General features: G+C 39.3%; 14 protein-coding genes and 1 pseudogene. 10 read left to right on the top strand and 5 right to left on the bottom strand.

Features of this window, described 5'->3' with window-relative positions; all coding sequences use genetic code 11:
* Positions 1 to 10 precede the first annotated feature (10 nt).
* The 7 genes from V7138_RS03315 (at position 11) to V7138_RS03285 (ending at position 7,576) form a co-directional block, all read left to right on the top strand.
* Positions 11 to 931: a carbohydrate ABC transporter permease gene (locus V7138_RS03315; RefSeq protein WP_335394252.1), complete on the top strand. Its 921-nt coding sequence runs from the start codon at positions 11 to 13 to the stop codon at positions 929 to 931.
* A 12-nt stretch (positions 932 to 943) separates the two neighbouring features.
* Positions 944 to 1,912, top strand: coding sequence for a carbohydrate ABC transporter permease (locus V7138_RS03310; protein WP_335394250.1), 969 nt, complete (start codon positions 944 to 946; stop codon positions 1,910 to 1,912).
* 42 nt (positions 1,913 to 1,954) lie between these two features.
* A complete protein-coding gene (locus V7138_RS03305; protein WP_335394248.1) occupies positions 1,955 to 3,106 on the top strand; it encodes an exo-beta-N-acetylmuramidase NamZ family protein in 1,152 nt (383 codons plus the stop codon).
* Positions 3,107 to 3,123: 17 nt separating this feature from the next.
* Positions 3,124 to 4,071: a GNAT family N-acetyltransferase gene (locus tag V7138_RS03300; RefSeq protein ID WP_335394246.1), complete on the top strand. Its 948-nt coding sequence runs from the start codon at positions 3,124 to 3,126 to the stop codon at positions 4,069 to 4,071.
* Positions 4,072 to 4,214: 143 nt separating this feature from the next.
* Positions 4,215 to 5,051 (top strand): MurR/RpiR family transcriptional regulator, encoded by an 837-nt coding sequence (locus tag V7138_RS03295; RefSeq protein ID WP_335394244.1) that lies wholly within the window; start codon positions 4,215 to 4,217, stop codon positions 5,049 to 5,051.
* A gap of 352 nt (positions 5,052 to 5,403) precedes the next feature.
* Positions 5,404 to 6,591 carry a glycine C-acetyltransferase gene (locus V7138_RS03290; RefSeq protein WP_335394242.1) on the top strand — a complete coding sequence of 396 codons (1,188 nt, stop codon included), beginning with the start codon at positions 5,404 to 5,406 and terminating at the stop codon, positions 6,589 to 6,591.
* A 25-nt stretch (positions 6,592 to 6,616) separates the two neighbouring features.
* Positions 6,617 to 7,576 carry an L-threonine 3-dehydrogenase gene (locus tag V7138_RS03285; RefSeq protein ID WP_335394240.1) on the top strand — a complete coding sequence of 320 codons (960 nt, stop codon included), beginning with the start codon at positions 6,617 to 6,619 and terminating at the stop codon, positions 7,574 to 7,576.
* A 57-nt stretch (positions 7,577 to 7,633) separates the two neighbouring features.
* Here V7138_RS03285 and V7138_RS03280 read toward each other — a convergent pair whose 3' ends face one another.
* On the bottom strand, positions 7,634 to 7,828 hold the full coding sequence (locus V7138_RS03280; protein WP_335394238.1) for a hypothetical protein: 195 nt from the start codon (positions 7,826 to 7,828) through the stop codon (positions 7,634 to 7,636).
* A 189-nt stretch (positions 7,829 to 8,017) separates the two neighbouring features.
* On the opposite strand from V7138_RS03280, the gene V7138_RS03275 reads away from it, so the two are divergent.
* The gene (locus V7138_RS03275; RefSeq protein WP_335394236.1) at positions 8,018 to 8,383 is read left to right on the top strand and encodes a cupin domain-containing protein; all 366 of its coding nucleotides are present in this window, start codon (positions 8,018 to 8,020) and stop codon (positions 8,381 to 8,383) included.
* 104 nt (positions 8,384 to 8,487) lie between these two features.
* Here V7138_RS03275 and V7138_RS03270 read toward each other — a convergent pair whose 3' ends face one another.
* A complete protein-coding gene (locus V7138_RS03270; RefSeq protein ID WP_335394234.1) occupies positions 8,488 to 8,634 on the bottom strand; it encodes a hypothetical protein in 147 nt (48 codons plus the stop codon).
* 223 nt (positions 8,635 to 8,857) lie between these two features.
* Between V7138_RS03270 and V7138_RS03265 the strand changes: the two genes are divergently transcribed.
* A complete protein-coding gene (locus V7138_RS03265; protein WP_335394232.1) occupies positions 8,858 to 9,658 on the top strand; it encodes a DUF817 domain-containing protein in 801 nt (266 codons plus the stop codon).
* A 426-nt stretch (positions 9,659 to 10,084) separates the two neighbouring features.
* Positions 10,085 to 10,302 (top strand): annotated as a pseudogene (locus V7138_RS03260) (DUF896 domain-containing protein).
* Positions 10,303 to 10,352: 50 nt separating this feature from the next.
* On the opposite strand, the gene V7138_RS03255 reads toward V7138_RS03260, so the two are convergent.
* The 3 genes from V7138_RS03255 to V7138_RS03245 all read right to left on the bottom strand — a co-directional run bounded on the left by V7138_RS03255 (position 10,353) and on the right by V7138_RS03245 (position 14,474).
* The gene (locus V7138_RS03255) at positions 10,353 to 12,584 is read right to left on the bottom strand and encodes a YhgE/Pip domain-containing protein (protein WP_335394230.1); all 2,232 of its coding nucleotides are present in this window, start codon (positions 12,582 to 12,584) and stop codon (positions 10,353 to 10,355) included.
* Between the two features lie 96 nt (positions 12,585 to 12,680).
* Positions 12,681 to 13,253, bottom strand: coding sequence for a TetR/AcrR family transcriptional regulator (locus V7138_RS03250; protein ID WP_335394228.1), 573 nt, complete (start codon positions 13,251 to 13,253; stop codon positions 12,681 to 12,683).
* Between the two features lie 198 nt (positions 13,254 to 13,451).
* Positions 13,452 to 14,474, bottom strand: coding sequence for a DUF3231 family protein (locus V7138_RS03245; RefSeq protein ID WP_335394226.1), 1,023 nt, complete (start codon positions 14,472 to 14,474; stop codon positions 13,452 to 13,454).
* Positions 14,475 to 14,529: the final 55 nt, after the last annotated feature.

Below are 14,529 nucleotides of genomic sequence, written 5' to 3'. Positions count from 1 at the left end.
GGGAATCGCGGTGAAACCCGTTCATCATGCTGCAAATGCAGTAGTACTGACAAAAAAGTCTAAGATATTGAAAGAAATGAAAAAGAACTATTCCGCATATTTATTTTTACTTCCAAAACTTATCCTGTTTATAGCATTTATTGCGATCCCGGTGGTGTGGGCATTTATCATCTCCTTCCAGGAATACAAAATTTTTGGGAGTGAATGGGCAGGTCTAGACAACTATATGAAGGTATTTAAAAGTGATGCCTTTTACGACGCGTTGGGGAATACATTCCTTTTTACAGTTGTAACGGTCCCTTTTAACGTAATAAGTGCACTTATCATTGCTTCTCTCATCCATCCTCTTGGAAAACTATCTCAAAGCTTCTTCCGGGGAGCCTTTTATTTACCGACCGTTACATCGATGGTCATTGTGGCGATGGTGTGGCGCTGGATGTATAACTATGATTTTGGGTTATTTAACTATGTGTTAGGATGGTTTGGCATGGAGCCGCTTAACTGGTTGGGACAATCCTCATCCGCACTTTGGGCCTTAATCATTATGCAATGTTTAATCCCTTTTGGAGTGGGGATCATTCTTTACCTTGCTTCAATGGGTTCCATTTCAAATACATTATATGAAGCAGCGACCATCGATGGGGCAAATAGCTTTCAAAAATGGATTCACATTACTTTGCCATTATTAAAACCTTCAACACTATATTTAACTTTACTTAGTACCATCGGTTCGTTTCAGGTGTTTACACAAATCATTATGATGACAGGTGGAGGACCAGGAACAGCGACGGAAACGCTCGTTCACTTAATCTATAAAACTGGTTTTAGAGACTTTGAATTTGGTTTTGCGGCAGCACAATCAGTTATTTTATTCTTTATCATTCTACTATTTTCTGTTATTCAATTCCGTTTACTTCGGTACGATGACTAGGGGGAAAGCGTTATGACATCAAGTATTCAAAAAATAAACAAGCTCATCATATATGTGCTGCTATCCGTTTTTGCGATTGTTTCCCTTTTGCCATTGTATTGGGTATTCAGTACATCCCTGCAGCTAAGTAGTTACCAGGATGAAGAACTAGAACGTCAAGTATCCTATGTTGATTCAAACCCTCCCAAAATGTACCCGATGGGGATTACGGAGTACTTTGGGCATTGGGGAAAAGCCAGAGATGCAGAAAACGCGGGTGATACTAAAAGTGCTACCTATCACCGTGAGGTCATGGACAACATCATTGAAGATACATTTTCTGGATTTACGACCTTGTTTAATAAAAATAACGTAGGGATCTGGTTTTTTAATAGTTTTTATATTGCAGTTGTGGTAACGATTGGGATTCTCCTCTTTGACTCAATGGCCGGGTATGTCCTTGCGAAAAAACGGTTCCCGGGACGGAATCTCATTTTCTGGTCAATTATTGCCACAATGATGATACCAGGACAGGTTACCTTAGTACCATTGTTTATTATGGTTCGAAATTTTGGGATTATGGATACACACTGGGCACTTATTTTCCCAGACTTAGCGATGGTTTTCGGGGTGTTTTTAATGAGACAATTTATGCACTCCATTCCAGACGAGCTGATTGATGCGGCGAAAATCGACGGTGCAAGTGAATGGAAAACATATTGGAAAATCATCCTGCCACTTGCCAAACCAGGGTTAGCCGCACTGGGTATCTTTACATTTATGAACGTGTGGAACTCTTTCTTGTGGCCAATTATTGTGTTAAACGATGCTAACCTATATACATTGCCAGTTGGATTAAAAACATTACAGGACGCAAACTTGGCAAGCTTCAAGCTTCTGATGAGCGGAGCGGCAATTGCCTCCATCCCAATGATTATCGTATTTATGTTGTTCCAACGTCATTTTGTAAAAGGATTAACACTTGGTGGAGTGAAGGAATAGGGAGAGAGACTCTCTCTCTTTTTTTGAGGGGAGGAAAATGTTTTGGAGCTTGGAGTTGATCGTTTTTTAAGAAATTATGTGGATTTATGTAAAGGAAAGCGTGTTGGACTGGTTACGAATATGACTGGGGTTAACCAGAATCTAACACCGACTATTGATTTATTCCATGAGCATCCAGACATTCAAGTTACGGCCCTTTACGGCCCTGAACACGGGATTCGAGGAAATGCAAAGGAAGGGGAAAAAATTGATTCCTTTGTCGATCCTTATACAAAGATACCAGTCTATAGTCTTTACGGATCAACGAAAAAGCCGACAAAGGAAATGCTTGAGAAGGTAGACATGATATTCTTTGACCTTCAAGATATTGGGGCAAGGTATTATACGTTTATTTATACAATGGCTTATGTTATGGAAGCATGTGCGGAGTTCGGTAAACAATTTGTTGTCTTGGACCGACCAAATCCTATAACTGGCACCATAATGGAAGGAAATCTAGTGGAGAAGGATGTTCGCTCCTTCGTTGGGCTCTATCCAATCCCGAATCGCCACGGGATGACCGTTGGAGAAATTGCGCTCATGTATAAGCATGAATTTGGAATCGACTGTGAGGTAATCGTGATTCCAATGGAAGGCTGGAGCCGTGAGATGTTCTATGATGAAACAGACCTGTTTTGGATCCCTCCTTCACCTAATACGACAGGAATGGATATGTGTACGTTATACCCAGGCACCTGTTTAGTGGAAGGAACAAATTTATCAGAAGGAAGAGGTACAACTAAGCCTTTTGAATATGTAGGAAGTCCTTATATTGAGGGCTACCGATTGGCAAAGTATTTTAATGAGAAAAAGCTACCTGGTGTATTGGCTCGACCTGTCTCCTTCGTTCCGACTTATCAGAAACATAAGGATGCAGTGTGCGAAGGTATTCAGCTTCATGTTACCGACCGCAGGAAAATCAACTCATTGAAAACAGGGTTAACATTACTCGAAACCATTGCTGAGATGTACCCCCATGATTTTGAGTTGCTTCAATTTGGTGAAAAGAAAACCTATATGTTTGACCTTCTAGCGGGGACAAAGGACCTTAAAGAACTAGTTCTGAATGGAAAGACTAGTAGCTTTATAGAATTATGTGAAGCTGAAACGGAAGCCTTTAACAAACAAAGACAGCCTTATCTTTTATACAAATAAGGAAGGGGATGGACCGTGTGGTTTCATTTCGTTATTATGAATCAGGCGATGAAAAGGGAATTGTGGAACTATGGAATGAGTGCTTGCTGAAGGACCCACTCACTCAGAATAGATTTCGAAATCTTGTTCTATTAGATGCGAATTTTGATCCGATGGGATTACGAGTAGCTGTTGATGGAGGAAAAATGATTGGTTGCCTATATGCAATACGGAGACTGCTGCCTATGGCTGGAACCGAGTTAGAACCCGAAAATGGCTGGATTCCCTTCTTTTTTGTACATCCCAATTTTCGAGGTTCCGGTGTCGGCGAAAAATTAATGCAGGATGGCTTGGAATTCCTTGCAACGAATGGTCGGAAGAATGTATTTTTTGCTTCTTACGCACCAAATTACATCCTTCCAGGACTCGATGAAGAAGCTTATCCTGATGGTTATTCCTTCCTTTTGAAGCAAGGTTTTGAAAAACAATATTCACCGGTTGCGATGGATCGAAGCTTAGTTGGTTTTACCCCCTCTTCTGATGTACTTGAATTAAAAATAAAGCGGGAGCAGGAAGGCTACACCTTTTTAACCGCAGAAGATAAAGATTTATATGAGGTCATCCAATTTGCGAATAACGCATTTAATCCTGATTGGGGACGTGCGATTCGGGAAGGAGTCTTGCAGGGACTTCCCCTTCATCGCATTTTAATTGCAAGAGAAGGTGAGAAATTAGTAGGTTTTTGCATTTACGGTGGCTATGAGGGGATTCCAGATCGCTTCGGGCCATTCGGAGTTGACCCGGACCAACAGGGTAAGGGCATAGGCAAGATTTTATTGAATGAATGCCTGAAAAATATGCGGGCTGAAGGTTTGCATGGTGCCTGGTTTCTCTGGACAGGCGAGAAGAGTTCAGCGGGATACCTCTATAAGAAAACAGGATTTGAGATAACGCGAAAGTTCCATGTTATGAAAAAATCGTTATAATTTCCTGTCCCTAAAGAGGCGATAAGTAAGACGCAGAAATTCGATGTTTCATTTTCACCGAGCATGTCAGAAATCCGCTATAATAAAAGTAGAATGAATAAAGAGAGTTGATGATAATGTCCTTTATGACCGGGGGTCTCGTCATGCTTCAGGAAATGCATGAAAACCTTCCACCGTCTGAAAAGAAAATTGCTAAATATATATTAGAAAACCCGCAGGAGACGATTACACTTACGGCCAGTGAGCTTGGAAAAAGAAGCTCAACAAGCAGTGCCGCTGTCATAAGACTTTGCAAATCACTCGATTTAAAAGGGTTTCAGGATTTAAAGCTTCGCATTGCAGGAGATTTGCAAAAGAAGAAAGCTACCGGCTTCCGTGATATTGAGCCGAATGAATCGACGTTGTCGATTATTGAAAAGATGACAAATAATAGTGTCCAAACCTTGAGGGAAACAGCAGAATTGTTAAACAATGAAGAGCTTGCAAGAGCGGTTGAAGTTCTAAAAAATGCAGGGACGATTCACTTTTTTGGAGTAGGTGCATCAAGCATCATCGCCCAAGATGCTCAGCAAAAATTTTTGCGAATAAACAAAAAAGCAACGGCATTTCCTGATGTACATATGGCGGCAACTTTGGTTGCAAATGCTGGTGAAAATGATGTGGTTGTCGGAATATCCTTTTCAGGGGAAACGTTTGAAGTGGCAAAAATCCTTGAGCTTGCGAATAAAAAGGGTGCCCATACAATCAGCTTAACGAAATATGGCTCTTCGATTGTGACTGAGCAGGCCGATATTCGACTGTATACCTCAGCTACAAGAGAACCAACCTTCCGTAGTGGCGCCACTTCATCAAGAATTGCTCAACTACACGTAATTGATATTCTTTTTATGAGTGTTGCTTCACAAGCGTACGACCAAACAGTAAGACACTTAGATGAAACACGAGAAATGATCAATATCTTGCATGACCCAATAAAATAAGACCAGAAATGGTCTTTTTTTTAACTTTGTTTGAATCATGGCGGAGGGACACCGAGCACTATAGAGGGTAGGTGGTCTCCTAGAAACACCCAAAAATTTTACCTAAATTCCCCAAAATCCCACTCGAAACAATACTTCTCCAATTTATAAAACTAACTCTTTGAATCACCAATTCAAAACTAACAAATAATATAATAATAATAAGAAAAAGTGTCCGCTGGGTATAAACATTTGGTGAATAATGTGGTAAAGTATGAAGTATAAATGTTGATATAGAAGGATTTATAATCGTGATAATGTATTTCTGGAGAATACACTTGTGTTTTGTAAACATACAAAAGGAGGATTCTAGATGTCGAAGGTGTTAGACTCATTTTTACGTGAAAATCTGGAGGATTTAAAGAAGAAAGGTCTTTATAATGTAATCGACCCTCTTCAAGGTGCAAACGGACCAATCATCAAGATCAATGGCAAGGAACTGATTAATCTTTCCTCTAATAACTACTTAGGCTTGGCAACGGATGAGCGCTTAAAAGAGGACGCTAAGGGAGCGATCGATACGTATGGCGTAGGTGCAGGTGCGGTTCGTACCATCAACGGGACACTTGATCTTCATCTGAAACTAGAAGAAAAGCTTGCAGAGTTTAAGCATACGGAAGCAGCTATTTCCTATCAATCTGGCTTTAACTGTAATATGGCAGCGATTTTTGCAGTTATGGATAAAAATGACGCGATTCTTTCTGATGAACTCAATCATGCTTCGATCATCGATGGATGCCGTCTTTCAAAGGCAAAAATCATTCGTTTCAACCACTCGGATATGGATGATTTGCGTAAAAAAGCAAAAGAGGCAACTGAGTCTGGCTTATATAACAAAGTTATGGTCATCACCGATGGTGTCTTCTCCATGGATGGTGACATTGCAAAGCTACCTGAAATCGTACAAATCGCAGAAGAATTTGACTTGATTACATATGTAGACGATGCCCACGGTTCAGGTGTTTTAGGAAAAGGTGCGGGTACGGTTAAGCATTTTGGACTTTCTGATAAGGTTGATTTCCAAATTGGAACTCTTTCAAAAGCAATTGGCGTTGTTGGTGGGTATGTAGCGGGTAAAAAGGAGTTAATTGACTGGTTAAAGGTTCGAAGCAGACCATTTTTATTCTCAACTGCTGTGACACCTGCTGATGCTGTCGCTGCGACAAAAGCAATTGAAATCCTAATGAACTCTACAGAACTTCACGATAAGCTATGGGAAAATGCCAACTACTTCAAGCAGCAGTTAAAAGAACGAGGCTTTGATATTGGACATAGTGAAACTCCAATTACACCAGTTATTGTTGGGGATGAAGTGAAGACACAGGAATTTAGTAAGAGATTAATCGAAGAAGGCGTCTATGCGAAATCAATCGTATTCCCAACTGTCCCACAAGGAACAGGAAGGGTACGGAATATGCCGACTGCTGCACATACAAAGGAAATGCTCGATCAAGCAGTCGCAATTTATGAAAAAGTAGGCAAGGAAATGAAGATTATCTAAGTTGACCAACTCGGGGGAATGAATCATGAAGAAAATTATTGTAACCGGGGCTCTGGGCCAAATTGGGTCAGAGCTAGTCATAAAGCTTCGCAAAGAGTATGGTGCCAATCAAGTTATTGCGACAGATATTCGTAAAACGGATTGTGAGGTTGTCCAATCTGGTCCGTTTGAGCTATTAGATGTAACCGATGGAAAAGCTATGTATGAGATTGCAAGAAAATATGATGCCGACACGTTCATTCATTTGGCTGCATTGCTTTCTGCTACTGCAGAGGCTAACCCACTATTGGCTTGGAATTTAAACATGGGTGGACTTGTCAATGCATTAGAGGTTGCTCGTGAGCTGCGCTGCCAATTTTTCACGCCAAGCTCAATCGGAGCATTTGGTCCGTCTACACCAAAGGACGGAACCCCACAGGACACGATTCAGCGCCCCACGACCATGTATGGGGTAAACAAGGTTTCAGGTGAATTGCTCTGTGATTATTACAATCATAAGTTTGGTGTAGATACGAGAGGCTTACGTTTTCCAGGACTCATTTCATATGTGACCCCACCTGGTGGCGGTACTACGGACTATGCAGTGGAAATTTATTATGAAGCACTTAAAAACAAAAGCTATACCTCATATATTGCAGAAGGAACTTACATGGATATGATGTATATGCCGGATGCACTTCAAGCCATCATTGATTTGATGGAGGCAGAAGAATGTAAGTTGAAGCATCGAAATGCCTTTAATGTGACGGCCATGAGCTTTGCGCCAGAAGAAATGGCAGCGGAAATTAAAAAGCATATTCCGACATTTGAGTTAAAATACAAGGTCGACCCGGTTCGCCAAGCCATCGCAGAAAGTTGGCCAAATTCAATTGATGCTACAGCAGCAAAGGAAGAATGGGGTTTTAAAGCCAGATACAATCTTGAAACAATGACAAAGGATATGCTTGATAAATTAAGTATGAGATTCGTGAAAAACGCTGGATAAATAAATGAGGAGTATGAATTTTAGAGATAAATTCATACTCCTTTTTTATCCTTACAATTAAACACCCATTTTTCTGCGAGTATTGCTTGGTTTTTTCGACTGCTGGCTTTTCAATTTTTTTGTTGAAAGGTCTCCATTCATTCGCCCTTTGTTAGCGGAAGACTGAGCTTTTTTGTTTTCAAGTTGCTGTTTCATGGCCTCTTGTAGGCTTATCTTCTTTTTGGGGGCTTCGGATTGATTGTTCTCGGTCATAAGAAATCCCTCCTTATTAGTTATTTGGTTAATCAAGTATAATCTATTTTCGTTTATTTGTGAAACTAGTCAATGTCGGTTGTTTGCACATTGAAAAGAATGGAGTATGTTCTTTGAAAAAATAGGTATGGAAAAAAGAGGATATCCAATAGATCATCCTGAATATTAACGGGTAGAGGAGGTCATATCATGGAATTTTTTAAATTTGATAAAAATAGCGGGAAACAAATATCCCAGTTTCATTCTGATTTCATTATGTCTCGTATTATTCAGACAAGTAAACCAGCTCAGATTGGTTGTATGCACCTCGGTAAAAATGGAATTGTCGGGTATCATCAAGCTGTTGTTCCTCAACTACTTTTAGTGATAAACGGCGAAGGATATGTCAAAAATGAAAAAGAAGAGTACATAAAAGTAGGACCTGGTGATGCTGTTTTTTGGGAAAAGAATGAATGGCATGAAACGAAAACAGATTCAGGGCTAATGGCCATTGTTATTGAAAGTGAAGAGCTAAATCCGTCATTATTCATGCCGGTAAACCATTTATCCATATAAAAAAACTATTCTACTAACTGCAAGGTTTGTTAAAGTTTTAATAAAAGCCTGTACCATTGATTACTTGGTAATCTAGGATACAGGCTTTTATTGTCCCTAAATGGTTAATCGCGCATTGCTCCGGCTTCTCGGGAAGTTATGTCACCTTGTCCTTGGCTGACATCTTTTTGAATTTCTTGTTTCACTTTTTGTGGATCGGTTCCGGCAACATTTGTCTGGGTATTGTTCTTTTTCGGCAATTTTTGCGGCATTTGAATCCTCCTTATTTTGAACTGCAAATTTAGTATTTACAAAAGGCTAAATAATAAAGCATTATCTGTATGAGGAATGCCTTATTATTATTTATTTCAATAACAATTTATTGCAAAACAATAAATTTTATATTAGAATCAATATGAAAATAATGTTGGGAGGTGTCTTCCTAGGACAATGGACCTGTCCTCTGACCCACCCACAAAAAAGGAGGCGCAATTTATGAGAGCAATAAAACAGCTAGTTCGGTTTGGGTGGGAGCAGGCCCTATCGTGTTTATTTCCTGTTGTTATTTTTGCCTCTTTAGCATTGACCCAGGTGATTTCACTTCCTTTCCTACCGAGATATGATTGGCTGCTGATCATTTGTCTCTTAATGCAGTGGGTGATGGTGCAGTCTGGGCTTGAAACACGGGATGAACTAAAGGTTATTACCTTGTTCCATCTGATAGGTCTAGCGCTTGAAGTCTTTAAGACACATATGGGGTCCTGGGCTTATCCAGAGGAAGGTTTTTTCAAATTTTTAGGAGTGCCACTATATAGCGGATTCATGTATGCGAGTGTAGCGAGTTATCTTTGTCAGGCATGGAGGAGGCTTAAGGTTGACCTGGTCAAGTGGCCATCATTTTTGATTGTGGTACCACTTGCAATAGCGATCTATTTAAACTTTTTCACCCACCACTATTGGGTAGACGTCCGTTGGTGGTTATCGGCACTAGTGATGATTGTTTTTTGGAAATCATGGGTCACATATGAGGTTGGTGGAAAGCGTTACCGAATGCCACTCGCTTTTTCTTTTGTACTAATCGGGTTTTTTATATGGGTAGCCGAAAATATCGCAACATTCTTTGGAGCGTGGCAATATCCCAACCAAACCGAGGCATGGAGTCTTGTTCATCTAGGAAAGGTGAGTTCATGGCTGCTGTTAGTGATCGTGAGCTTTCTAATCGTAGCGACGTTAAAACTCGTTAAGGGAAAAAATCCTAGGGTCGATACAAGTCAATCATTAACCCAGTCTAAGTAAAAACGCCATTTTTTCATAGAAAAACATGAGGAACAAGGGGTGTAATATTGAAATTTATCTCATTACTAATCGTACTATTTCATTCCGGAATTTTAATCTTATGGATTAAAAACTCGAGTTATTTATTTTCTAAAGTAGGAATCATGATTTGGGTGATTTCAATTATAATTGGTTTTATCTGTAATAATATGAATAAAAATAGTAGCTTAATAAGAAGTTTATTAAAGCTTTCGTCCTGGTTTATGGTGTTTTTAGTCTTCATTACAATCTGTATTCATTTCATTACAAGCTCCATGCCATGACTTTATTGTACCCCTTGAGGTGGAACAATGGGCCTGTTCTTAGTCGCTCGAACTAGCCCAATCGTGGATGTTATGTAAAAATAAGGTGAAACTAATTGTCGAGCATAGTAGAGGGAGCGATAAAATGATTGAGGGTTTAAAAAGAATCAATGAGTTGGCGAAAAGGCCCGCGAAGAAGGGTTAACACCAGCGGAAAAAGTGGAACAACAAGTATTACGTGAAGATTATCTGCGTGAAATTCGCGGTCAAGTAACTCATACTTTCTCATCATTAAAGGTACTAGATCCACTCGGAAATGACGTGACACCTGAAAAAGTGAAGAAGTTGAAAACTGACGAATAGGACATTTACAAACTTAATGAAAAAGCTAGGGACCCAATCCCTAGCTTTTCTCAAACCGCTTCATTCATTTCAGCTTGCACGTCTTGTTTTTTTAACTTAATTGCAAAGTACCCAATTGTAATTGCCATAAAGGCTACCATGTAACTTAAAAGAATCAAGTTGTTATGCCACATGTAGGCAAAGTCACCGCTTGAAATAACCGCCTTAAAGGATTGAACGGAATATGTCATTGGCAACAATGCATTGATAGGTTGCAACGCATTTGGAATTAACTCAAGTGGGAATGTACCAGCACTTGTTGTTAATTGTAAAATTAAGATGATGATCGCAAGGAAACGACCTGGGTCACCCATCATTGATACAAGCATTTGAATTAACGTTAAAAAGACAAAGCTTGTGATCAATGAGGTAATAAAGAATAATGGAATACTTGCGACCTCAATTTTTAATCCTTCAAGTAAAATGACATCAACGAGAACTGCCTGGATGACGCCAACTATTGCTAATATACCAAATTTGCTAAAGAACCAACGGAATGCATTTTTCGGTTGAACAACAGGTTCTTTAAGTTTAAATACGATTGACATAAGCAATGCGCCTACAAATAAACCGAGTGAAATAAAATAGGGTGCAAATCCTGTTCCGTAGTTAGGAACTTTATTTATTTCTTGTTTTTTGACAGTAACAGGTTCACCCATCATGTCATAGGTTTCATCATTCGCTTCTACAGAATTTGCTTGATCAGCACCTTCTGCTAGTTTCTCTGCAAGTTCAGTTGAACCATCTGTTAGCTGAACTGTACCCTCGCCTAACTCCTTAGAGCCATCTGCAAGTTGTCCGGCACCATTTTGTAATTGACCAGCACCGTTTGTTATTTGGCCCATTCCCGCTGTTAATTCGTTGGCACCGTCGTTAAGTGTGATAGAGCCATTATATAATTGACCAATTCCTTGTTGTAAGCTTATTTGACCTTCGTTAACCTGTTGCAGTCCTGCTAATAAACGGTTAAAGGAAGGACCTGTTTGAGTAGTTAACTGGTCTTCTAAGCCAGTATTTGCTGCTTCAAATTGTTGGTGTAGATCTGTTTTGAATTGTGTGAAGCCCTGATCTAGCCCATTAGAAACTCCTGCTGCGATGCTTGGTTTTAGCTGTTGAGTTAATTGCTGTTCAAGCTGTTGTTGCAGTTGTTCTTTCGTAGGTTGGCCTTGTACCATTTGTGCGATAATGGCTGAAGCCTGCTCACTACCGAGTTTGCTTTCTAGTGCCGTTTTGAGTTGCCCCATTTGTTCTGTTTGAGAGGCAATCATCTGATCTGCTAATTTTTCTGATAAGCTAGCTGTGATACTGTCTGTAAGCTGAGATGCTAGACCAGTGCTAAGATTTGTTTCAAGCTCGTCAAGGCCAACGTCAACTTGATTGACACTTTCACTAAGTTGAGCAGTTATGCTTTCTGCAATTTGTTTTGGAAGTTCTTCCTTCATTTGTGCAACCCCGTCTTGGACCTGGTTTGTTCCATCTACTAAAGTAGGAAGTTTTTCGTTCACTTCGCCAAGACCTGCTTTTACTTGGTCTGTTCCAGAAGCAAGGTCAGTTGCACCTGATGCTGCTTTTTCAACCCCATTTGAGAATTCAATTGATTTAGAGGCTAGCAATGCTAAATTTTCTTCTAGTGTTTTAGATCCATCATTTACTTTCGCAACACCTTCCGCAAGTTGTTTAGAACCGTCACTTGCTTGAGTTAACCCATCTGCTAAGTCTTGTACTTTGTCAAACATAGTTTCTGCATAAGTGGCTGTTACATTTTTAGAGATTTCAGCTTTGATTTTTTCGATTGCTGTTTCTCCAATTTGTGACGATAAAAAGTTTGTGCTTTCATTAGGTACATATTTAAGCTCCAATTTTTGTGGATGGCTATCTAACAAAGTCGTCGCATTCATTGAAAAGTCTTCAGGAATCTCCACTAATAAGTAGTAATCCCTGTTTTCTAGTCCTTTATAGCCCTCTTCCTTTGACACAAATTGAAAATTAAAAGTGTCATTATCAGAAAGCTTATCGGTCAGTTCTTTTCCAAGTTGTAATGGTTCCCCTTCAAAATCAGCACCGCTATCCTCATTTACAATTGCGACCGGTAAGTCCTCCATATGGTCATAAGGATCCCAAAATGCCCAAAGGAACATTCCAGCATATAGGACCGGTACGAAGGCGACTGCTAAAATTGGGATAAGGACTTTTCGATTGGAAAAGATGCTTTTTAATTCAGCAATAAACGAAGATCCCTTCATATTAATTCCTCCTAAATAAATAATTGACTATTTCGTTCAAATGGTCATTTTTGACCAAATAAGATGGGTACTCAATTTGAGGACCCTTGACATGGTTTATTTTTCTAATCCATTGAAGAAATACAGTTTGAATAAATCGGAAATTTCTTCTTTTTCAAGTGGTTCGTGATTTCGTTCCCAATCAAAAATTAACGAAACGTAAAGCTTTAACATCACGAAAGCAGTAATTTCAGGATTGCAAGGCTTGATTTCATCCCGGTCGATTGCTTCTTGAATGATGCCTTTCATATAGTTAATGATCGCTTGCTCAACGCGTTGTACGACCTCTACAACAGCCTGCGTCCCAATATCTCTTTCTTCCTGAAAAAGCTTGATGGTTAATTGATGGGACTTTCGAAATTCTAGCAATCGAAAAAGCACCCGGTGTGCATTCTCATAAAAAGTACTGTTTTTATCCATCGCTTCTTCGGCTACGACCTTCATGTCCCGAATTAACGTGCTGATGATCTCATCGAATAATTCTTCTTTGTTTTTAAAAAAGGTATATATTGTACCTTTTCCAACGTTCGCAAGCTTGGAAACTTGGTCCATTGTCGTCGCTTTGTAACCGAATAAAGAGAATGATTTTGTAGCAGCCTCAATGATGAGTTGCCTTCGATCAATTGCCACCATTGATCACCCCATTTTTAAAAAAATATGACCGAATGAGAAATTTGGTCATTTTATTTACAACGAGAAATATATCACATCGGATACTTCATTGCAAGTATCTATTATTTGGTCGTGTCTGACTACTAGATGTCAAAAGAGAAGAGTCGCATTTAAAAAAGTCCTTATGCTTGTATGCAAAAGGACTTTACATGAGATTTATAAATGATTCTTCTTCCTTATTAATTTATCTCGATCGGAAGCCATTGGAGGTTGTTCCATCCACCCATTCTTTATCAGGATATTTGCTCCATCTTCAGAATACATCTGAACTTCTAAGGATAGCCTGTTATACATGGCGGTAATATCACCTCTAGGACTTTGGCTGACGGCTGTACCGTAATAGCCAATGCTCAATGAAATCAAACCAGATGTAAAGAACATCATCAGTTTATCCGAAAATGTGTGAGTGGTACTATTTGTTATTTCGGATTCCCACCCCATCGGTGTTGGGAGTTTACTTTCCTCTAGCTTACCCCTAAATAATTTTATATGTTTATTTCCAATTTCTAACCCTTTTAAAAAGAATTGCTTAACATCTTTATTTTGTGCAACTTGACTAAATCCAGTAAGTACAGCAACTCCCAAGGCGTTTCTTTGAAGATTTGCAAATAAATTAGAGACTTCAGCTGCTGTTAATGGTCTTTTCTCACCAATCACATCTAACATAAACCATTGTTTTTTCACAAATTCAACTTTTTCCAAATTAGGTAAGTTGGGTGTCCTGCCTAACAATCCTTTAGACAATAATAGGTCTGTTGAATTTTTATATAATTGCATGGTTTCAGTAAGACATTCCATGTAATAGGTTCTAATATCATCTCTTACAGACGCTGCGACACTACCCGCATATGATGTAAGTCCAACCTTAGCCATTTGGTTAATAAAATTCAGTGCAAAAACGTCTGAATAAAGCCTAGGAGCCGTTAAGTCAACATCCTCTTTTAGACTAAAACCATATGGAACAACATTTTTTTCTTCCTGTAAAATGGCTGTGACTTTTTCAATATGTGATTGAGACAAATCTAAGGCGAATTTAATAATTGGCTTAATTTCTTCATCCTCAGCCTTTTCTAAAAAATACGCAAGAACACAGATGCTTGAGCTATCATTTAAGTATTGAACCCAAAGTTGAGCAATTTCACTTGCTGTTAGCCTGATCTGGCTTCCCTTTCCCTCCATACGCTACCTCCAAAAAAGATATACTATAAGGTACAATTCCCATAAATTGCTTATA

Origin of the sequence: Bacillus sp. JJ1533 (assembly GCF_036965045.1) — a bacterium.
Taxonomy (GTDB): Bacteria; Bacillota; Bacilli; order Bacillales; family Bacillaceae_L; genus Ferdinandcohnia.
Note: the sequence above shows the minus strand (reverse complement) of the source record. Positions and strands in the feature narration are given on the sequence as shown.

Bases quoted from the DNA above. Each gene is read 5' to 3' on its own strand.
- V7138_RS03310 (WP_335394250.1), top strand. From the start codon at position 944: ATGACATCAAGTATTCAAAAAATAAACAAGCTCATCATATATGTGCTG.
- V7138_RS03295 (WP_335394244.1), top strand. From the start codon at position 4,215: ATGCTTCAGGAAATGCATGAAAACCTTCCACCGTCTGAAAAGAAAATT.
- V7138_RS03290 (WP_335394242.1), top strand. From the start codon at position 5,404: ATGTCGAAGGTGTTAGACTCATTTTTACGTGAAAATCTGGAGGATTTA.
- V7138_RS03285 (WP_335394240.1), top strand. From the start codon at position 6,617: ATGAAGAAAATTATTGTAACCGGGGCTCTGGGCCAAATTGGGTCAGAG.
- V7138_RS03280 (WP_335394238.1), bottom strand. From the start codon at position 7,828: ATGACCGAGAACAATCAATCCGAAGCCCCCAAAAAGAAGATAAGCCTA.
- V7138_RS03275 (WP_335394236.1), top strand. From the start codon at position 8,018: ATGGAATTTTTTAAATTTGATAAAAATAGCGGGAAACAAATATCCCAG.
- V7138_RS03270 (WP_335394234.1), bottom strand. From the start codon at position 8,634: ATGCCGCAAAAATTGCCGAAAAAGAACAATACCCAGACAAATGTTGCC.
- V7138_RS03265 (WP_335394232.1), top strand. From the start codon at position 8,858: ATGAGAGCAATAAAACAGCTAGTTCGGTTTGGGTGGGAGCAGGCCCTA.
- V7138_RS03255 (WP_335394230.1), bottom strand. From the start codon at position 12,584: ATGAAGGGATCTTCGTTTATTGCTGAATTAAAAAGCATCTTTTCCAAT.
- V7138_RS03245 (WP_335394226.1), bottom strand. From the start codon at position 14,474: ATGGAGGGAAAGGGAAGCCAGATCAGGCTAACAGCAAGTGAAATTGCT.